Origin of the sequence: Herbaspirillum huttiense, assembly GCF_004367745.1 — a bacterium.
Classification (GTDB): domain Bacteria; phylum Pseudomonadota; class Gammaproteobacteria; order Burkholderiales; family Burkholderiaceae_D; genus Herbaspirillum; species Herbaspirillum huttiense.
Window position 1 is genome coordinate 330,011 of record NZ_CP037993.1, and the last position, 20,802, is coordinate 350,812.

16 protein-coding genes are annotated in these 20,802 nt (G+C 64.4%); 11 read left to right on the forward strand and 5 right to left on the reverse strand.

Going from position 1 to position 20,802, the window contains the following annotated elements:
* Positions 1-12: 12 nt before the first annotated feature.
* The 3 genes from E2K99_RS01540 to E2K99_RS01550 all read right to left on the reverse strand — a co-directional run bounded on the left by E2K99_RS01540 (position 13) and on the right by E2K99_RS01550 (position 1,943).
* Positions 13-732 carry an energy transducer TonB gene (locus E2K99_RS01540; RefSeq protein ID WP_134221115.1) on the reverse strand — a complete coding sequence of 240 codons (720 nt, stop codon included), beginning with the start codon at positions 730-732 and terminating at the stop codon, positions 13-15.
* A complete protein-coding gene (locus E2K99_RS01545) occupies positions 732-1,139 on the reverse strand; it encodes an ExbD/TolR family protein (RefSeq protein ID WP_034330477.1) in 408 nt (135 codons plus the stop codon). Before E2K99_RS01545 ends, E2K99_RS01540 begins: the two co-directional genes overlap by 1 nt.
* Before the next feature lie 204 nt (positions 1,140-1,343).
* Positions 1,344-1,943: a hypothetical protein gene (locus tag E2K99_RS01550; RefSeq protein WP_240733831.1), complete on the reverse strand. Its 600-nt coding sequence runs from the start codon at positions 1,941-1,943 to the stop codon at positions 1,344-1,346.
* A 266-nt stretch (positions 1,944-2,209) separates the two neighbouring features.
* On the opposite strand from E2K99_RS01550, the gene E2K99_RS01555 reads away from it, so the two are divergent.
* Positions 2,210-2,566, forward strand: a complete 357-nt coding sequence (locus E2K99_RS01555) for a MarR family transcriptional regulator (protein WP_034330473.1) — start codon at positions 2,210-2,212, stop codon at positions 2,564-2,566.
* Positions 2,567-2,653: 87 nt separating this feature from the next.
* Complete coding sequence (locus tag E2K99_RS01560) at positions 2,654-3,409, forward strand: CDP-diacylglycerol diphosphatase (protein WP_134221116.1); 756 nt, start codon at positions 2,654-2,656, stop codon at positions 3,407-3,409.
* Between the two features lie 10 nt (positions 3,410-3,419).
* Here the strand turns inward: E2K99_RS01560 and E2K99_RS01565 are convergent, their stop codons facing one another.
* Positions 3,420-4,310, reverse strand: a complete 891-nt coding sequence (locus E2K99_RS01565) for a LysR family transcriptional regulator (protein ID WP_121042471.1) — start codon at positions 4,308-4,310, stop codon at positions 3,420-3,422.
* A gap of 127 nt (positions 4,311-4,437) precedes the next feature.
* On the opposite strand from E2K99_RS01565, the gene E2K99_RS01570 reads away from it, so the two are divergent.
* The 5 genes from E2K99_RS01570 to E2K99_RS01590 all read left to right on the forward strand — a co-directional run bounded on the left by E2K99_RS01570 (position 4,438) and on the right by E2K99_RS01590 (position 10,200).
* Positions 4,438-5,184 (forward strand): SDR family oxidoreductase, encoded by a 747-nt coding sequence (locus E2K99_RS01570; protein ID WP_134221117.1) that lies wholly within the window; start codon positions 4,438-4,440, stop codon positions 5,182-5,184.
* Between the two features lie 216 nt (positions 5,185-5,400).
* Positions 5,401-6,657, forward strand: coding sequence for an Hsp70 family protein (locus E2K99_RS01575; protein WP_121042475.1), 1,257 nt, complete (start codon positions 5,401-5,403; stop codon positions 6,655-6,657).
* 141 nt (positions 6,658-6,798) lie between these two features.
* The gene (locus E2K99_RS01580; protein WP_134135714.1) at positions 6,799-7,647 is read left to right on the forward strand and encodes a MurR/RpiR family transcriptional regulator; all 849 of its coding nucleotides are present in this window, start codon (positions 6,799-6,801) and stop codon (positions 7,645-7,647) included.
* 416 nt (positions 7,648-8,063) lie between these two features.
* Positions 8,064-9,512, forward strand: coding sequence for an MFS transporter (locus E2K99_RS01585; protein WP_134221118.1), 1,449 nt, complete (start codon positions 8,064-8,066; stop codon positions 9,510-9,512).
* Between the two features lie 22 nt (positions 9,513-9,534).
* Positions 9,535-10,200, forward strand: a complete 666-nt coding sequence (locus E2K99_RS01590) for an aspartate/glutamate racemase family protein (protein ID WP_134221119.1) — start codon at positions 9,535-9,537, stop codon at positions 10,198-10,200.
* 154 nt (positions 10,201-10,354) lie between these two features.
* Here E2K99_RS01590 and E2K99_RS01595 read toward each other — a convergent pair whose 3' ends face one another.
* Positions 10,355-11,197 carry an aldo/keto reductase gene (locus tag E2K99_RS01595; protein ID WP_134221120.1) on the reverse strand — a complete coding sequence of 281 codons (843 nt, stop codon included), beginning with the start codon at positions 11,195-11,197 and terminating at the stop codon, positions 10,355-10,357.
* Between the two features lie 190 nt (positions 11,198-11,387).
* Here E2K99_RS01595 and E2K99_RS01600 point away from each other — a divergent pair, with 190 nt between their 5' ends.
* The 4 genes from E2K99_RS01600 to E2K99_RS01615 all read left to right on the forward strand — a co-directional run bounded on the left by E2K99_RS01600 (position 11,388) and on the right by E2K99_RS01615 (position 20,796).
* Positions 11,388-13,661: a CHASE2 domain-containing protein gene (locus E2K99_RS01600; protein ID WP_134221121.1), complete on the forward strand. Its 2,274-nt coding sequence runs from the start codon at positions 11,388-11,390 to the stop codon at positions 13,659-13,661.
* A 543-nt stretch (positions 13,662-14,204) separates the two neighbouring features.
* The gene (locus E2K99_RS01605; RefSeq protein ID WP_134221122.1) at positions 14,205-15,896 is read left to right on the forward strand and encodes a ShlB/FhaC/HecB family hemolysin secretion/activation protein; all 1,692 of its coding nucleotides are present in this window, start codon (positions 14,205-14,207) and stop codon (positions 15,894-15,896) included.
* Position 15,897: 1 nt separating this feature from the next.
* Entirely contained in the window at positions 15,898-20,007 is a 4,110-nt protein-coding gene (locus E2K99_RS01610; protein WP_134221123.1) for a beta strand repeat-containing protein, read from the forward strand.
* 21 nt (positions 20,008-20,028) lie between these two features.
* The gene (locus E2K99_RS01615; RefSeq protein ID WP_134221124.1) at positions 20,029-20,796 is read left to right on the forward strand and encodes a FecR family protein; all 768 of its coding nucleotides are present in this window, start codon (positions 20,029-20,031) and stop codon (positions 20,794-20,796) included.
* Positions 20,797-20,802: the final 6 nt, after the last annotated feature.

Genomic DNA, 20,802 nt, shown 5'->3' on the forward strand with positions numbered 1-20,802 from the left:
CAGCGGGCCGCGTCAGACGGGAATGAATTCCAGATCGGCGGTAAACCGGTGCGTGCTCTCGCCCTTGTAGCTGTCTTCCGGGAAGGGCGCGAAGGCGGCGCGATTGATGGTCTTGCGGGCGGCATCATCGAGCAGCATGGAGTTCGATGAACTCTCGATGCCGCTGTCGACCACGCTGCCATCGCGCTTCAACACGAACCACACGCGCACCTTGCCTTGCGGGCGCAGGGTGCTGGCTTCGCGTCCGGTCGGATAGCGCTTGATGCTGTTCAGATGTGCGCGCAACTGGCCGACGTAGGTCTGCTCGATGTTGGCGGTGTTGGCCGGCGGCGGCGACGGCGGGGCCACCGGCGCGGACTGCACCGGAGGTGCGGCCGGAGCGCTGGGTTGCGGCGGCGTGGCCGGCAGGATCGGTGCGGTGGCCGAGGGCGGTGCCGGGTCCACCGGGGCCGGCGCTTGCTTGACCGGAGCCGGCTTGGCCACGGGCTTGGGTGCTTCCTGTTTCTTCGGCGGCTCCACCGGCTTGGGCTGCGGTTCCACTTGCGGCTTGGGTTGCGGCACCGGAGGCGGCGGTATTTCCGTCAGCGAGATTTGCACCGGCTGCGGATCTTCCTTGCGCTTGAGTTCGGTCACTTTCTGCACGCCGGCCAGGATCAGCACGGCCAGTACCACCAGCGAGGGCAGCGTGGCCAGCGGCTCACGGAAACGGAAGAGGATGGGAACGTTCATCATCACTGCTTGCGGGTGGCAATCGAGATGGAATCGAAGCCGCCCTTCTTGAGCGTATCCATCACGTCGACCAGGCGCTGCACTTCCACGCCGCGGTCGCTGTTGATGATGAGATTGAGTTTCTCGCCATCCTTGCGCAGCTTGTCGAGGCGGGCGGTGAGGGCGTCCAGGGTGGTGTTCTCGCCATCGACCTGGATCACGTCTTCCTTGGCGATGGTGATGACGGCCTTGGTCTGCGGTTTCAGATCCTGGGCGGTGGACGAACTGGGCAGCTGGGTCTTCAGGCCCAGGGCCGGAATCACGTTCAGGCTGATCAGCACGAAGAAGACCAGCAGGAACATCATGACGTCGATCATCGGGATGATCTCGACGCGGGCCTTCCGTTTTTTGGGTTCGTCCCAACTGCGCATGCCACACTCCTCGAAGCTTCGTTATACGATTTGTAGCGCTATAGTTTTTATAGCGATGCGCAGCGTAGCGAGGAAATGTGTCGTGCGTATTACACCATGCGGGTTTGCGTTAACCCGAGTGAAGAAAATGTTGCCTGGGGTTATCCGCAAGTCCGCAGGTGTGCCAGCGGCTGACGCCTGCCGGCGACAGCGTGCGGCCTGCCATCAGCGCCGTGGCAGGGGCATGCGGGGCAGCATGGACAGCAGCAGCTTGCACAGGTAGACCACGATCAGCGAGCCCGAGAGATCGCCGATGGACATGACGATCAGGCCGCTCCAGAAATCCGGATAGACCCCGCGCATGACGAACCAGATCAGCTGGAACAGCGGATTGGAGAGCGCATAGAGCAGGATGCAGGCCATCAGCCGGGTGGTGTTGAGGTTGCCCAGGTTGCGCCCCAGGTCCATGCCGGAGAGGGTGAGGCGGTAGGCCAGGTAGGGGGCGCCGGCCGAGATCAGGCAGTAGCCGGCGGCAGCGATGAGGTCATGCGGGAACAGTTGATAGGTCGCGGCCGTGGCCAGGGAGCCCACCAGCAGGCCCACGCAGCCGGCCTCGGCAAAGAGCAGAGTGCAGATCAGGCGCACGCCGGCGGGCAGGTAGATCCAGGCGATGCCTTCGGTGAACTGGGTGCGCCGGAACAGCCATTCGTTGATCGAATAGAACACGAAATAGCACAGCGCCGTGCCGGCGATGGCGGCCAGGTGGGTGCGCAGGACGGAACGATGGTCGGGCGAGGCTTGCATGGCGAGGGGAGGCTGGGACATGCGGAACGGCGCGTATGTTACCCAATGCGGCGGGGCGCTGCACCTCAACAATTTTCAGCAGTGTGGCGCGCCAGCCTCGCAAATCGGGGTGCAAACGTTACCGCCGGACGCATTGCTGCCGGTCAAGGCGGTAAAGATTGCACTTTCCGGCAGGCCCGGCGTATGATTCGCTATCAATTCTGGAACGATGTCGCGCGCGCGTGTTACGCGCGCTCCGTACGTAACGCGTTCCTGACTTGCAAGACAACAACCAACACCATCGCCATATGGGTAAAAACAAGCGGCCGGCGGATATCTACCTGAGATTTCTGCAACTGGCCGAAGCACTCCGGGGATTGCCGTCACTGGCTACGCTGGATCCGCTCGAAGACCGGATCCTGGCTTTCATCGCCCGTGCCGGCCAAGACCAACAGCGGCTGTCGGTGCGCGACCTGATGGCGCAAAGCGAATTCGGTTCGCCCGCGATGCTGCATGCGCGCCTGAAATCCATGCGCGAGAAGGGCTGGATCGTGCTGGCCGATACCGAAGATCCGCGCCGCAAGCAGGTCGAGCTGAGCCAGGCTGCCTGGCTGCATTTCGACAAGCTCTCCAAGTGCCTGGTGCAGGCCACGCGCGACAAGTAATCCCTCCGGCAGCATCGCTGTCATCCTGCGGAAACACCGGCCCGCTACCCTGCACGGCCTTGCTGCCCCTTGCTCCGGACGGTTCCGATGCGATTGCTTTCCCGCCTTCCTTCCTGTTTTTCCCTCCTGCTGGGCCTGTGGCTGGCCTTGTCGGCCAGTCCGACTCAGGCCGCCGATCCCCACAAGCTGTGGGAAATCACCAGCCAGCAATGCCTGCCCAACATGCAGTCCACCGGCCAGCCGCAGCCATGCGTGATGGTCGATCTGGCGCGCGGCTTCGTGGTGCTCAAGGATCTGGTCGGTCCCGCGCAATACCTGCTCATGCCGACCCGTCGCCTGACCGGCATCGAAAGTCCGGAGTTGCTGGCACCGGATGCGCCCAACTACTGGGCTTATGCATGGGAGCAGCGCGGGCGTGTGGCGCAGGCCCTGGGCCGCCCGCTCTCCGATGAACAGCTGGGTATTGAAATCAATTCGGCGGCCGGCCGTTCGCAATTGCACCTGCATCTGCACATCGACTGCATGCGCCGCGATGTGGCGGCCAGCCTCGACGATCACCGGGGTGACCCTTGGCAGCAATGGCTGCCGTGGTATTTCGAAGGCCATCGCTACTGGGTCATGCGCCTGCCCGCCGATACGCTGGCACTGCACGACCCCTTCAAGCTGGCCGCTGCCCGCAGCGCCTATGCGGCCGACAACATGGCCTCGCAGTCACTGCTGCTGACCGGGGCGCGTTTTGCCGATGGCAGCACCGGCTTCTTCCTGATCAACATGCCGGTCAACTTCGACCGCGAGGAACAGGGCAGTGCCGAAGTGCTGATGGATCACGACTGCCGCTGGTAAGCCGGCACATTCACTCGGCGAATTCGCGCACCAGCGTATCGAACACCAGCCGCAGGCGCGGCGGCACCGGTCCGCGTTGCGGACGGTAGAGGTACATGTCCCAGGGATCGGGTTCGTGATCAGTCATGACGGGGACCAGCCGTCCTGCCGCGATATCGTCCTCGCACAGGAAACCGGCAATCTGGCCGATGGCCACGCCACTTCTCACCAATAAATATTCGCCCTCGGAATCATCGCAGAGGAAGCGGGCATGATCGGCCATCCACTGGTTCTCCTGCGCGAACAGCCAGGGCCAGGGGCGGCCCGTACCCCGGTCCAGCATGGCGGTGCAGGGCAGGGCGCGCAGGGCCTCGGTGTCTTCCGGGGCCCCATGGCGGCGCAGGAAGCGCGGCGTGGCCACCACATGGAAGCGCACCTTGCCCAGCCGCCGCACCACGAAGCGGTTGTCCGGCACGGTGCCGACGCGGATGCCGATGTCGATCTTCTCTCCCACCACGTCGGCGCGCTGATCGGTCAGGCGCAGGTCGAAGCGCAAGCCGGGATGCGCCTGCGCCAGTCGCTCCACGATGGGCAGCAGGCGGCTGCGTCCCAGCGCCGACGGGGCGGCCAGGCGCACCAGTCCGCTCATCTCGTCGGCCGGGCTGGCGGCCTCCGTTTCGAAGAGTCCATCCAGATCACGCAGGCTTTCGCGTGCGCGTTCGGCGAGCGCTTCGCCGAAACTGGTGATGCGCACCTGGCGCGTATTGCGATGGAACAGCATCTCGCCCTGCAGGCGCTCCAGTTCCTGGATGGCGCGGGTGACGGCTTGCGGTGAAATGCCGAGCCGGATCGCGGCTTCCTTGAAGCTGCCAGTGTCGGCGGCAGCGCAGAAGATGCGCAGCATCTCCAGTCGGTTGAGCATGATGATTCCTGAAAATGGAATTCTGTAATCTTATCATTTCCATTGTTTGGCATAGTGGCGGCACCCATAATCCTTCCATCGACACGCAGCAACCGCAAGCCAACCCCATCACTGGAAAGGATTCATCATGAGCAACAACATCAAGGACAAAGTCGTCGTCATCACCGGTGCCAGCAGCGGCCTGGGCGAAACCACCGCACGTCACCTGGCTGCACTGGGTGCCAGGCTTGTACTGGGTGCGCGCCGCACCGATCGTCTGGAAAAACTGGTGGCCGACATCACCGCCGCCGGTGGCCAGGCCATCGCCGTGACCACCGACGTGGCGCGCCGTGACGATGTCGAAGCCCTGGTCGCCAAGGGTGAGCAGCACTTCGGCCGCATCGACGTGCTGGTCAACAATGCCGGCATCATGCCGCTGGCCCCGATGGCCAAGCTCAAGGTCGAAGAGTGGGACCGCATGATCGACGTCAACGTCAAGGGCGTGCTTTATGGCGTAGCCGCCGCGCTGCCGCGCTTCGCTGCGCAGGGCTCGGGCCACATCATCAATGTATCGTCGGTGGCGGGCATCAAGGTCTTCGCCGGCATGGGCACGGTCTACAGCGCCACCAAGTTCGCGGTGCGCGCCCTGACCGAAGGCCTGCGCGCCGAAGCACCGGACGGTGTGCGCACTACCATCATCTCCCCGGGGGCGGTGGATTCCGAACTGAAGACCCACAGCAGCGACCAGGAAACCTCGGAAGCCCTGCTGGCCTGGTATGAGGCCAACCAGATTCCGGCCGATTCGGTGGCGCGTGCGATTGCCTATGCCATCGAGCAGCCGGCCAATGTGGATATCAGCGAAGTGGTGCTGCGTCCGGTGGCGCAGGAATTCTAAGTTTTCCACAGCCGTTTTCAGCCGGTTCGATCTGACGGCACCGTCGGGCAGCCTTGCCCGGCGGTGCCGTTTTTCGTTGGATTGCCATCCTGCCATTGCCGAATCGGTAATGATTTCACGGCGGCATGTTGTTTGCTTCAAACGCCGCCATGACGCCGTGCAGACAAGCACCGTCCTTTTCTATATGATTGCCGACCCAAAAAGAAGGAGTGATCGATGGCGAACGCGTGCGGTGTGGATTTCGGCACCTCCAATTCCACGGTCGGCTGGCAGCGCCCGCAGGCCGGGGATTCCCTGCTGCTGCCGCTGGAAGACGGCAAGGCCACGCTGCCTTCGGTGGTGTTCTTCAATGCCGACGAGAACAGCTTCAGCTATGGCCGCGCCGGCCTGGGCGAATACCTGGCCGGCTACGAAGGCCGCCTGATGCGCTCACTGAAGAGCTTGCTCGGTTCCGGCGCCATCGATGGCCAGACGGAAGTGGGCGGCCGGGCGCTGCCCTATCGCGGTCTGCTCTCGCAGTTCATCGGCGAATTGAAGCAGCGTGCCGAACGCGCGGCCGGGACCTCGTTCTCCAAGGTGGTGCTGGGCCGTCCGGTGCACTTCGTTGATGAGGATGCGGCCGCCGACCAGCTGGCCCAGGATACGCTGGAAGAGATTGCGCGCGATGTCGGTTTCAAGGACATCGCCTTCCAGTTCGAACCGATTGCGGCCGCCTTCGATTACGAGTCGCGCATCGACAAGGAAGAGCTGGTGCTCATCGTCGACATCGGCGGTGGTACGTCCGACTTCTCGCTGGTGCGCCTCTCGCCCGAGCGCGCAGCGCGCAGCGAGCGGCGCGAGGACATCCTGGCCAATGGCGGCGTGCACATCGGCGGCACCGACTTCGACAAGTATTTCAGCCTGGCCTGCGTGATGCCGCTGCTGGGCCTGGGCGGCCGCCTGCAGGGCAATGCCGAGATCCCCTCCAGCTATTATTTCAACCTGGCCACCTGGCACACCATCAACCAGCTCTACACCCGCAAGGCCTGGCAGCAGCTGCAGGACGTGGCGCGCGAAGTGGCCGACCGCGAGCGCTTTGCGCGCCTGCTGGATGTGGTCGAGCAGCGTTGCGGCCACTGGCTGGCGCTGCAGGTGGAGGCCGGCAAGATCGCGCTCTCCAGCGCCGAGCAGACCTTGCTGGATCTGGATCGCCTGCGCCAGCCGGAGCAATTGCCGCTCTTGCGCAGCGATTTCAACGGCGCCGTCGACCACCTGGTGCAATCGGTGGAGCAGACCGTGCTGGCGCTGTTGCAGCAGGCCGGCCTGCGCGCCGACGATATCGACAGCGTGTTCTTCACCGGCGGCTCCAGCGGCGTGCGCCTGCTGCGCGAACGCATCAGTGCGCTGGCACCGCAGGCGCGGCATGTGGAAGGCGACCTGTTCGGCAGCATCGGCAGCGGCCTGGCCATCGACGCTGCACGCAAGTTCGGCTGACGCCGCAGCAGGGCCTGGCTGCTATACAATGCGGCGACCCGGTCCGGATCGCGTGGGTTTGAGGCGATATGAAGCAAATCGCCCGCCACGGCTTCGCGACCGCCCGCATTGAACTGCCTCGCGGATCTGCCCCGCACCGACATGAAACCTTCTGCCGAATCCTTCGTGCGCCGCGTGCGCAGCAAACTCGACGAACTCTCCAGTACCGAACGCCAGCTGGCCGACTTCCTGCTGGAGTTTCCGGGCGAGCTGGCCAGCTATGCCGGCAACGAGCTGGCGCAACTGGCAGGCGTGTCGCCGTCGACCGTGAGCCGCTTCATCCGCCGCGTCGGTTACGAGAGCTACGAGGAAGCGCGCCGCCACGTGCGCGAGGAACAGGAAACCGGCTCCCCGCTGTTCCATGCCAGCAGCCCCGGCGCTGCGCGCCAGGTGCGTTCGGTGGCGGCGCACTTCCAGCAATCCCAGCAGAACCTGGCGGCCACCTTCGAGCGCCTCTCCGACGCCACCCTGGCCGAGATCGCCCGCGCCATCGTCAACGCACCCCAGGTGCTGATCTTCGGCAGCCGCAGCAGCCAGGCCTTTGCGCTCTACCTGCGCTGGCAGATCATCCAGGTCTTGCCGCGCGTGACCTGCCTGCCGGGGCCGGGCGAGACCCTCGCGGAATACACTGCCGGTCTGTCCGAGCGCGATTGCGTGATCGTCTTCGGCACGCGCCGCCAGACCGGGCAGATGGACCGCCTGCTGGAGGCCGCTACGCGCGCCGGATCTTATCTGCTCTACATCAGCGACCAGGCCTCGGCCGACTATGCTCTGGCCACCTGGTCGCTGCAGGCACATTGCCGCGGTCCCGGCTCGCTGGACAATCATGTCGGCGTGATGGCGCTGTGTGATCTCTTGTCCACCCTGGTGATCGAAGCCAGTGGTGCGGCCGGACGCAAGCGGCTGGCGGCAGTGGAGCAGGAGCATGAGGAACTGGGCGACTTCGAGTGAGTTGCCGGGGCGGAATGCTGGACGATTGCCCTCTTTCAATATTGAAATCATGATTTCAGGCACTTCAATTTTCTGACTCCCGATTTTCATGCGTGCCGCCCCGCGCCGGTGCGGCGACCGTGCTGCCTGCCCTCTTGCGGCGCATGCCGGGCGTTCCCGGCCGGTCATTTCCTCCTGAAATCCTGATTTCATCCCTCCAAAATGGCTGGCACGCAGATTGCTAATGCAGCTGCATGAGTGAAATACAAATTTCAATAAACAATATATATTGAAATCTGGCTTTCATTCTTGGGCATGCCGGACTACAGTAGTTTCACGGCCGCAAGGTCAGGTCGCCGTGGTCTCACCGCCTCGCATCATCCGATGCGCACATCGAGCAGCACTCATTGGACCTTCCAACGCAAGAGGAGCAGACCATGGCCGGACCCACACTTTCATCGCCCGACCTGCCGCACTCGCCGCGCGTGGCCGAACTGGACGGCGCGCTGGACAAGATCGGGGTGACCCGTTCGCATCACACCATCATCTTCCTGATCCTGATCGGCTGTCTCTTCGACGCCTTCGAACAGAACGCCATCGGCCTGGTCGGCCCGCTGCTCAAGCAGCAGTGGGGCCTGACGGCGACCGACATCGGCCTGCTCAATACGGTCACCTTCGCCAGCGCCGCCATCGGCCGCATCGTCTCGGGTCTGGTGGCCGACCGCTATGGCCGGCGCGTCATGCTGAGCCTGGACCTGCTGCTGTTCACGCTGGGTGCCGGCATCTGCGCGCTGGCACCGGACCTGACGGTGATGGCCGTGGGCCGTGCCATCGTCGGTTTCGGTCTCGGCGGTGAAATCGCCATTGCGGTCACCATGCTGGCCGAGTTCTGTTCCAGCAAGTTCCGCGGCACCGCCGTGGGCCTGGTCAATGTGGGCGCGGGCGGCATGGGCAATTTCCTGGCGCCGGCCTTCGGCCTGCTGGTGTTTACCCTCTTTCCCGGTGAAAACAGCTGGCGCTGGCTGTTCTTCTGCCTGATGCTGCCGGCGCTGCTGGGGGCCTTCTATCGCCGCTACATTCCGGAGACGCCGCGTTTCCTGCTCTCCCGCAACAAGATCGCCGAAGCCAATCAGGTGCTGGCGCGATTGGCCAGCGGCAAGCTCTCCGGCCCGGCGCCGCAAGGCCGTGACTGGATCAGCGACGATGGTAGCCGCCAGCAGGCCGCACCGGCCAAGGTGCGCTCGATTGAAATCTTCCAGGGCGCGCTGGCGCGGCGCACGCTGCCGCTGTGCATCGCCATCTGGATGACCTATGGCGCGCAGATCTCGGTGCTCACGCTCATGCCGACCATTCTGGTGAGCCTGGGCTACACCATCTCCAAGAGCCTGCTGTTCACCATGGTCATGCAGAGCGGCAGCCTGCTGGGGGCGATTGCCGCGTCGGTGTTCGGATTCCATCTGCCGCGCAAGCGCGTGCTGACCGCCGGTGCGATCTGCGCCTGCCTGGCGGCGCTGGCGATCGGCTTCCTGGCCAAGAGCATCGTGCTGATCCTGGCGGCGGGTGCGGTGTTCCAGTTCTTCGTGCTGCTGCTCAACACCACCATCTGGATCTTTGCGCCCGAGCTGTATCCGACCCGCGTGCGCGCCTTCGGCACCGCCTTCATCCTCGCCACCGGTACGGCGGCGGGTGCTCTGATGCCGCTGGTCGCTGGCCGGCTGTTCGATGCCTTCGGGCTGGCGGGCGTGTTCGGCATGATCGCCGCCATGTATGGCATCTTCACGGTGGCCATCCGCACCGTGCCCGAGACCTATGGCAAGTCGCCCGATGCACCGCTGGAGGAGACCGCGCCGGAGGCAGTGGTGCCGGCGGTCGCTGCACGTAGTTGATTTTCTTTTTCATGAGTCTGGCATGCCGCATATCCTGTTGATCAATCCCAATTCCTCCCAGGCCACCACCGAGATGATGGTGGCCATTGCCCGCACTTCGCTGCCAGCGGGATATGCCCTCAGCGGCGTGAGTGCGCGGCAGGGGCCGGAGATGATCGTCAATGCCGTGGAACTGGCGGCAGCGGGGGCGGAGGTCGAGCGCAACTGGCGCGAAGGCGGGCGGCACAGCGTCGGGTGCATCATCAGCGCCTTTGGCGATCCTGGTATTGAGCGCCTGCGTGCGCTTGATGGCCGACCCGTCGCCGGGCTGTGTGAAGCGTCGATGCTGGAAGCAGCCGAGGGTGGACGCCGCTTCGGTGTGGCCACCGTCACGCCGGAGCTGGCTGATGTGATTGGCGAAAAAGCGCAGCAGGCGGGTGTCGGTGCGCTCTACACCGGCATTCGTCTGACCGCCGGTGATCCGCGCGCGCTGGCGGCCGATCCGCAGGCACTGGTAGAGGCACTGGCGCAAGCCGTGCGCGCCTGCGTGGAGCGCGATGGTGCCGAGGCGGTGGTGATCGGCGGCGGTCCTTTGGGGCAGGCGGCGATGGCGCTGGCGCAGCGTTTTTCGGTACCGGTGATCGCGCCGATTCCGGCGGCCGTGCGCTACTTGCTAAAGGCCTTGCAAGCCATGGAAGCAGCCGCCTGAATCTTGAACGTCGATTGCGGCATCACCCACCGTTCGTCCTGAGTAGACCCGAGAGGGTCGTATCGAAGGCGTGGCTACGGTAACAAGGCAGGTGCGCCTTCGATACGCCGCGCTGCGGCTACTCAGGTCGAACGGCAGGTTTGGTGCGACATGTTCATAGCATCGCCAGCGGCTGCTTGCGCCGTGGCGGTGGAAAGGCCGCGTCCAGCTCACTGTAGTCATTTTCGTTCAGATGCAGCGCCAGGCAGGCCCGGTTGGCCTCCACGTGCGCGACATCGGCGGCCTTGGGAATGGCGATCACCCCGGGACGTCGCAACACCCACGCCAGCGCCACCTGCGCCGGTGTCACGCCGTGGCGCTGCGCGACCGCCTTCAGGGCCGCCTGCTTGAGGATGCGCCCCTGCTCGATGGGCGAATAGGCCATCACGGCCACGCCGCTTTGTTCGGCCTGCGGCAGCAGGTCAAATTCGATTCCCCGCCGCGAGAGGTTGTACAGCACCTGATTGCACAGCACCTGCTCGCCACCGGGTGCATCGGCCAACTCGTCCATGTCGTCGGTGTCGAGATTGCTGACGCCCCATCCGCGAATTTTTCCCTGCGCCATCAGGGTCTCCATGCCCGCGATGGTGGCTGAAAGCGGATGCGATCCGCGCCAGTGCAGCAGGTAGAGATCCAGATGATCGGTGCCCAGGCGCTTGAGGCTGGCCTCGCAGGCGGCGATGGTGCCGCGCTCGCTGGCGTTGTGCGGCAACACCTTGCTGACCAGATAGACCTGTTCGCGGCGGCCGGCGATGGCTTTGCCGACCACGCGTTCGGACTGGCCATCGGCATACATCTCGGCGGTATCGATCAGCGTCATGCCCAGGTCGATGCCGGCCTGCAGGGCGCGAACCTCGGTGCTGGCGGCCGCGGCGGACTCGCCCATGTTCCAGGTGCCCTGGCCAAGTGCCGGGACTTGCGCGCCATTGCGCAGGGTGATCATTGGAATGGGCTGCATGCGGGGCTCCTTCATCGGTGGCGGGAAATCATTAGAACCCATTTTGCGCATCGGTTCATCGCGCCCGGCTTATTTCCCCTATTCATGCGGTCATGCCGTGTGGCAACTCCCGGCGTGCCGCGCCGATTGTGGGCACAGGCAACTGGTGGCATGATCGCAGCCAATCAAAAAAGGAATCGGGGGAAAGTCCATGTTGCGTCGTTTGCGTACCGCCTTCGCCAAGTACTGGGCGCGCTGGCTGCTGGCGCTGTTGCTGATCGGCCTGGCCGAGGCGGTGGTGGTGGGCCTGCTGCCCAATCGCGTGGTCGAGCGCATGGACCTGTTCTTCTATGACTTGCGCATGCGCGTGGCCAAACCGGCACTGGATCCGCGCATCGTCATCGTCGATATCGACGAGCGCAGCATCAACGAGCTGGGCCGCTGGCCCTGGAGCCGCGACCTGGTGGCCAAGCTGGTGGAGCAGATGACGCAGGCCTACCAGGCGCAGTCAGTCGGTTTCGACGTGGTCTTCGCCGAGCCCGACACCACCTCCGGCTATGGCCGTCTGGAAGACCTCGCGCGCGGACCGTTGAAGGACGTGCCGCAACTGGCACAGCAATTGCGCCTGCTCAAGCCGCAGATGGATTACGACGCACGCCTGGCCGCCGCCCTGCAGGGCCAGCCGGTGGTGATGGGCTATGCCTTCTCCAATGAGGGCGGGGCCGTGATCAAGGGGCAGTTGCCACCGCCCGCCTTCAGCGTGGCCGCCTTGGGCGGGCGCGATGTGGAGGTGGTGCGCTGGCGCGCCTATGGTGCCAACCTGCCGCAGCTGCAAGCGGCGGCGCGTGCCGGTGGCTTCTTCAATCCGGTGCCCGATGATGACGGGCTGATCCGCACGGTCTCGCTGCTGGCGCGGCATGGCGACAACTTCTATGAGTCGCTGGCCCTGGCGACGGCCCGGGTGGCGGTCGATGGCAAGCGCATCAAGCCGGTCTTCCTGACCGGCGCGGATGGACTGCTGGGGAACCAGAAGGAGACCTACGATGCGCTCGCCGCCATCGCCGTGGAAGCGCGTCCGCAGCCGCTGATCATTCCGGTGGAGCGCGGGCTGACCACGCTGGTGACCTATCGCGGGCGTGGCGGACCGCAGGGCGGTGCCTATCGCTATGTACCGGCAGTGGACGTGATCCGTGGCACCTATCCGCACGACAAGCTGGATGGCCGCATCATGCTGGTCGGGACCACCGTGCCTGGCCTGAACGACCTGCGGGCCACGCCGGTGAGTCCGGTCTATCCCGGGGTGGAGATCCACGCCAACCTGATCGCATCCATCATCGATGATGATTTCAAGACCCGCCCCGATTTCGCGGCGGGCTATGACGGCTTGCAGGTCGCGCTGGCCGGCCTGCTGCTGGGTTTGATGTTGCCCGCGCTGGGGCCGCTGGCCTCGGTGCTGCTGTCGCTGGGGACGGCGGCCGCTTTGGGTGGACTCAACTACTGGCTCTATGACAGCGCCGGCCTAGTGCTGCCGCTGGCGTCGTCGCTGCTGCTGGTGGCGCTGCTGTTCATCAGCAATCTGGCCTGGGGCTACCTGTTCGAATATCGCAACCGCAAGGCCATCGTCAACCTGTTCGGCGAATACGTGGCTCCCGAACTGGTGGCCGAAATGGCGGCCAATCCGGCCAGCTACAACATGGAAGGCGAGATCCGCGAACTGACCGTGATGTTCTCCGACGTGCGCGGGTTCACCACCATCTCCGAAAGCTTGCGGCCCAACGAGCTGCGTGAATACATCAACATGTATCTCACCGCCATGTCCGAAGATATCCGTGGCAATCGCGGCACGCTCGACAAGTACATCGGCGACGCCGTGATGGCCTTCTGGGGCGCGCCCCTGGATGTGCCTGATCACGCCGCCCGCGCAGTGGCCACGGCATTGAAGATGCAGCAGACCACGCTGCTGCTCAACGAGGAATTCACGCGCCGCAACTGGCCGCCGCTGAAGATCGGCATCGGTTTGAACAGCGGCCAGATGCGCGTGGGCGACATGGGCTCGCGCATCCGCAAGGCCTATACGGTGATGGGCGATGCGGTCAATTTGTCCTCGCGCCTGGAGTCGATCACCAAGGTCTACGGGGTGGGGGTGATGGTCGGTGATGCCACGCGCCAGGCCGCGCCGCAGTTCGCCTATCGCGAATTGGACCGGGTGCGGGTGAAGGGCAAGAACGAACCCGTGCCGATCTTCGAACCGCTGGCCATCGAGAGCGAACTCGATGCCGGGCTGCGCGCGGAAGTCGAGCAATGGCATGCGGCGCTGGCGCTGGTGCGCGCGCAGCGCTGGGAGGAGGCGCAGGCCGCCATCGAAGCGCTGCAGGCCGCGCACGCGCGCGGACTTTATGCGCTCTACCTGGAGCGCATTGCGCACTATCGCCAGTCGCCGCCGCCGGCCGATTGGGATGGCGTGACGACCTTCGATACCAAATAAAAAGACCTGGTCAGTCCGCCGCATTTTCCCTGGGGAAATCAGCGCGATGTGATCGCCGCGTGACGTGTTTTGCACAAACGTTCTCATCCGCTGGCACTTCACGAAAATCTTTGCATGTTGAAACCGCAAATCATTTCCGAGCGGCAATCAAGTGCTGTGCAATCAGCCGCAAACGCCCGCTGGAAGCGGTTTTTCAGCGATTCTTGTCGACGCGGTCAGGACTAGTCAGTATACTTTACAAGCATCAAGAGTGATGTTGCCTGGCAAGGCGGCGTCGCTGCCGGACGCGATTGATCCCTCCTCCAAGAAGTGGAATATCGGGGTCCGGGCGCATCTGCTTCAGGGGTTCCTTTTCGTCTTGTTGTTCGCTTCCGTGGTCCGGGTACCTGCGTGCCGGCCACGCATTGCGTCCGCGCGATTCATGTGTTGACGTCAGTGCAGGCGGCTGGCCGGATGGGAGGGTGGCAGTGACAGCGTGGCTTGCCGCCGCGCTGCGCAACAAGAAAACTGGGAGGGCTCGCCGGGGGGCGGGTCACAGAGACGATGAAACGATGCTTTGGGCATTCTCTGATGGGGATGGCGCTGCTGGGCAGCGCCGTCGCCGTGTGGGCGCAGCCGCAGCCGGCACCACAGGCTTCCGCCGTGGCGGCGGGCAGCGCGCCAGTCCGCAACGACGAACGATTCGACATCACGCGCTTCGCGGTGGAGGGCAACACCTTGCTGACCCAGGCCAGGGTCGACGAAGCGGTCGCGCCTTTCCGTGGCCCCGGCCGCGTCTATGGCGACATCCAGCAGGCGCTGGAAGCCCTGGAGAACGCCTATCGCAGTGCCGGGTATACCGCCGTGCAGGTCAGCGTGCCGGAGCAGGAACTGACCGGCGGCGTAGTGCGCCTGCAGGTGTTGGAGACGGTGGTGGGCAAGGTGGTGGTGAGCGACAACCGCCATTTCAGCGAGCAGAACATCCGCGCCAGCATTCCGCAGCTGGTGGAGGGCAGTGCTCCCAACCTGCGCCGTATTTCCGAATCGGTGCAACTGGCCAACGACAACCCGGCCAAGCAGGTCAACGTCACGCTCACCGCCTCCGAATCCACCAACCAGATCGATGCGGCCATCACGGTCAAGGATGACAATCCCCTGCGCGTGATGCTCAACGTCGACAACAGCGGCAACCGTGATACCGGGCAATGGCGCACCGGCGTGGCCGTGCAGCACTCCAACCTGTTCAACCGCGACCATGTGGCTACGGTGGCCTACACCACCTCGCCCGACAGTCCCTCGGGGGCCAAGGTCGACCTGTATTCGCTGGGTTATCGTCTGCCCATGTATGGACTGGGCGACAGCCTCGATTTCATCTACGGCAAATCCAACGTCACCTCGGGCCAGACGCTGGCGGTCAACTCCACGCTCAACATCACCGGCCGCGGCGAAATCTATGCGCTGCGCTGGAACCACTACTTTGCCCGCAGCGGCGAGTGGAGCAGCAAGCTGGTCTTCGGTGCCGACTACAAGAAGGTCGATTCCAGCTGCAACATCAATGGCGGCCTGCTCAGTGGCGCCTCGCTCAATACCTGCCTGCCGTATTCCACATTGCCGCTGTCGGTGAGCTACAGCGCGCAGCAGCAGGGCGTGGGACAGGTGCTGGACTACAACCTCGGCATCGCCCGCAACATGGCCACCGGCGAGGCGCGCCGCAACGACGCGCTGCAGGTGACGGACCGTTATTCGCTCTTCACCGGTTCGCGCCAGTCGATGGACAATTTCATCATCGTGCGGGGCGGTGCAAGCTGGTTCAAGGTCTTCCAGAATGACTGGCAGGTACGCCTGGCCAGCAGCTTGCAGGTCTCTCCCCATGCGCTGCCGCCGGTGGAACAGTTCGGTCTGGCCGGGGCCAATACCGTGCGCGGCTTCACCGAGCGCGCGGTGGCTGCCGACAGCGGTGCGGTGGTCAATGCCGAACTCTATACCCCGGATCTGCTGGTCAAGAGCGAAGCGCGCGGCAACCTGCGTCTGCTGGGTTTTTTCGATGCCGCGCGCGGTGCCAACAACAACGTGACTGCGGCCTCGACGGTGCCGTCGACGCTCACGCTGGCCAGCTTCGGCGCCGGGTTGCGCTATACGCTGGGACGTGACTTCAGCTTGCGCCTGGATGTGGCGCGGGTTCTGCTCAACGGCAATTCCGTCACCGAACAGCGGGGCGATCTCAACGCCCACCTGAGTGCCATCCTGGGGTTCTGACATGACATCACCATCCACTCCCGCACCAGCCCCGGTTCCGCCGGCCATCGAACTGCTGCCGCCCTCGATCACGGTACGCGTCGGCAAGCGCCGCCTGACGCTTTCCTGGCGGGCGCGCAAGCCCTTGCCGCTGCTGCTGTCGCGTCTGTTGCAGCGTGCGTGGAAGCGGGCGCTCGCGCCCGGGTTGCGGCTGTCGCTGGCCGCCGCCGCCGTGTGTGGCGCGTGGCAGGCCCCGGCGCTGGCCGCCGCGCCTGCGCCCGGTACCTTGCCCACCGGCTGGAGCGTGGCCAATGGCAATCTCAGCTTCAGCCAGAACGGCAACACGCTCAACATCAACCAGTTGTCGCCGCAGGCCATTGCCCGCTTCGCCTCGTTCAGCATCGGTGCCGATGCGGCGGTCAACGTGGCCCAGCCGAGTTCGTCCGCCGCCTTGCTGGCCAAGGTGACCGGTGCCGACATCTCGCAGATCTACGGCAAGCTCTCGGCCAATGGCACGGTGGTGCTGTACAACCCCAATGGCGTGGTGATCGGGCCCGGCGGTACGGTGGATGCCGCCCGCTTCATCGCGACCTCCCTGGCCATCAGCGACAACGACTTTCTGGCCGGCCGTCTCAATTTCATCAAGGACGGCAATGCCGGCCTGGTGGACAACCAGGGCAAGATCAGTTCGGCCACCGGCGGCAGCGTCTACCTGATTGGCGGCAGCGTGTCCAACAGCGGCATCATCACCAGCCCGCAGGGCGAGGTCATCCTCGCAGCCGGCCAGACCGTGACGCTGGCCGATACCGCCACCCCGGGCGTGACCGTGAACGTGACCGGCAGTGCCGGCAACGTCACCAACCTCGGCACCATCACCGCCGAAGCCGGGCGCATCGGCGTGGCGGCGGGCCTCATCACGAATGGTGGCGTCATCAATGCCTCCAGCGTGGTGCGCGAGGGCGGACGCATCTTCCTGCGCGCCTCGGGCAACCTGACCACCACGGCCAGTTCCGGCATCAGTGCCGATGGCACCAAGGGCGGCAATATCACGCTGTATGCCGCCAATGCCGCCTTCATCGATGGCGATGTGTCGGCGCTGGGCGCGCCAGGGCAGGGTGGATTTGTGGATACCTCCGGGCTGAAACGGCTGGATGTGGTGAAGGTGCCGAAGGTCGGGACGGGCGGGACGTGGCTCATCGATCCGCATGATCTGGAGGTGGTGCCCAACACCACAACGAACGTCAGCTTCGATGGCTGTTCGTCCTACGCGGTCACCTCCACCGATAGTGGCGCGACGATTTCGGCGGCGACCATTTCCAATCAGCTCAGCAATGGTGTCAGCGTCAGCCTGACCACCGGCGATAGCGATGGCGTGGGCGGCAACATCACCGTCTCCGCCAACATCACCAAGAGCGGCGGCGCGGACAGCACACTGACGCTCAACTCCGCCAACAACATCAGCATCCGGGCCAACATCATCAGCGAGAGCGGACGGCTTGGGCTGACCCTCAACAGCGGCTATGTGCAGTCATCACAAGAGAGTTTCTCGGAAGCCCGCATCATGGACGCGGTCAAGCCGCGCAATCTGAGTACCATCGACAATGGCGCACGCATCGTGCTGAACGGCGGCTCGCTGAGGGTCACCGATGATTCCGGCAACGGGGATCTGCTCATCAACAATGGCACGGTCAACCTAGGCAGCGGCAACCTCTACGCCGCAGCAGTGCGCGTCAACAGCGCCGGTACGCTCACGCTCAACGGCGGCGGGGGCAATATCAATTCGCTCACGAACAACGGTACCGTCAGCGTCGCCTCCAATGGTGAGGGCAGATTGTCGGTCGGTAGCGATGGCATCACCAACAACGGTACGCTCAACATCAGCGGTCGCGTCAACTCCAGTGGTGATGTGACCAACAATGCCAATGCCACGCTGGTCCTCAATGGTGACGCTGCCGTGTTGAGCGTCACCGGCAATGCCAGTGTGAGCAACTATGGCACCCTGACGATGGCCGGCGGCAATGTCAGCGCGAGCTACATCCGCAACGAGACCAACGGGACCATGTCGGGCAATGGTACGTTGTCGGTCAGTGGGTCGTTTACCAATGACGGTAGCCTCGCACCGGGTGGTGACGGGACAGTAGGGCGTCTGGCGTTGCGGGCAACCGGCGACCCCAGCGATGCCAGCTTCAGCCAGGGCGATACCGGAAAAATGCTGATCGATATCGCAGGTGCCAGCGACGGCAGTTATGACGTGATCGAATTGACTGGATTCTCTTCGACCAGTCTGGACGGCAGCCTCAAGACCCGTCTGCTAAGCGGCTACTCACCCTCTGGCGAAGTGAGCATCAATGCCATCAACATCAGCGGCACTTCGTCACCGACTGGCTACTTCCGCTCCGTGACCGGGGATATCGTCACGGCGGGCGGACAGGAGAAGATGTTCAAGGCGGTCTACGGTGACAACGGCCTGGCGAACCTCTCCCTGCGCGGTGCCGAGACCTTCACTTATCAGCAGTACGGCTATTCGGAAGGGGGCTGGGAGGACCGCCAAAACTGGGTCAGCAACGCGACCGTAGGCAACGTGTCCACCTACATGCCGACCCAGATCGATACCGTGGTGATCTCGGGCAACCAGACCGTGAGACATGACAGTGTTGACGATACCATCGCCAATCTGCAGATCGCAGCGGGATCCGAGCTCAACCAGCGCGGCGGTACGCTGACGGTACGCAACAGCACCAGCAACAACGGCACGATCAGCGTCAACCGCATGAGTGGCTCGAACAACAGCATCGCTGCCCTGGTGCTCAATGGCACCACCAGCGGAAACGGCACGCTCAATATCGGCAGCACGGACTTCATCAACGGCGAGACGGTCCTGCTCAACGGAACCGTCACCTTGGCCAATGCCGCCCAGTCCAACATGACGGCGGAGCTGGTCGCCGGCAACCTGACCCTGGGCGGCGATGTCCGCCTGTCCAATCTGACCGTGTCCAACGGCACCGTGACCGGCAACGTCGGCTCGCGCCTGGTCGTGGCTGATGCCTTCAGCCAGACCGGCGGCAACCTGACCCTGGCTGATGCCGCGCTGTCGCAGGCTACCGGCTCGCTGGCCATCGGCAACATCACCGCCAACAATCTGGTGCTGCAGGCTGCCAATGGCAACCTTACCCAGAGCACCGGCACCTCGATGCGGGTGAAGTCGCAATTGATCGCCTTGGCCAGCAGCGGCATCACTTTCAACAACAGCGGCAACCAGATTGCCGGCTTTGCCGCCAACAACAGCGGCACCGGCGACATCACGCTGAAGAACGCGCTCAACACCAGCGATGCCAGCGCGGTCAGCATCAACGGTGTGACCACCGCGCGCGGCAACATCAGCATCGACAACACGGGCGGTGTGGTCACCTCGGCCATCGGCACCCGCGCCAGCTTCCTCGGCAGTCTGCCCAGCAATGCCAATGGCACGGCCATCAGTACCGACAGCAAGCTGGCCACCTTGGGCATCAACAGCACCGGCCAGCTCAAGAGCAGCAACGGTTCGGTCAGCGTGGTCACACACAGCCCGCTGACCATCGGTTCGGGCGGCGTCAGCGCCACCGGAACCATTACCCTGACCGCGAGCGCCTCGTCGGGCAGCAACGACACGCTGACGGTCAATGGCGTGCTGGTTTCCACTGGCGGCAACATCACGCTGTCGGCGGGCGATTCGATGACCATCAACGCCAACATCTCCACCTCGCCGCCGGGCGTGGCGCTGCTGTCGGTGGATTCCGGCCAGGTGATCGGTTACGCCCAGGGCGTCACCATCGTCGACGCCAACGGGACGCGCACGCCGGTAGCGGCCAGCTCCAGCAGTTCCAGTTCCAACTCCAACTCCAGCAGTACCAGCAGCAGCGCGTCCAACAGCCAGACCGCGCTGGCCGTGCAGCAGCAACAGAACCAGCAGAGCCGTGATCTGCAGGCCAGCCTGAACAACGCCCAGCTCACCGATACCGTGTCCGCCACCAGCGGCAATGTCGTACAGCAGACCGGTGCCACCACCCAAACCGTGGGCGGTACGACGGACCACTTTGGCGACGAAGGCGATGACCGCAAGCAGGCCAAGAAGCCGCTGCCGATGTGCACCTGATAACCGGATGATGTGATCTTCATGAATTCCTTCAAGCAAACTTCGCCGGCCTCGGTCCGGCGCCCTCTGGCCGGGTTGATCCTGGCGCTGCTGCTTCTGCTGGCGGTGGCGTCTGCCTTCGCCCAGTCGCAGCCGGTGGTCGGCCAGGTCACCCATCTGTCGGGTGTGCTCAGCGTGCGCCATGCGGACGGTGCACGCGTGGTGCTGTCGGTGAAATCGGCGATCCTGCAAGGCGATACGCTCATCACCGAGCGCGAGACCTATGCCCGCGTCAAGTTCGTCGACAACGGCGAGATCGTGCTGCGGCCGGGTTCCGAGGTGGCGGTGAGCAAATACCTCTATGACGAGAAGGAACCCAAGAATGATGCCGTGGCCATCGGCCTGGTCAAGGGCGGTCTGCGGGCGGTGACCGGGCTGGTCGGCAAGCGCAATCATGATGCCGTCAACTTCGATACCCCCACGGCCACCATCGGCATCCGCGGCACCCACTTCGGTGCCCTGTACTGCCAGGACGATTGCGCCGGCGTGCCGACCCCGAGCGGGCAGCCGCCGGCCAATGGCCTGCATGTGGATGTGGTGACCGGGGCCATCCAGGTCACCAACCCGAGCGGATCGCAACTTTACAGCGCCGGCCAGTTCGGCTTCGTCCCCTCGATCTCGCAGCCGCCGGTGATCGTGCCGCCGGCACAGGGCGTGACAGTGACGATGCCGCCGGCCATCAGCAGCAATGGCAACACCGGGACGCAGAAGATCGGCGCGGCCAAGCTGGATGCCTGCGTGACCCAGTAAGGCGGG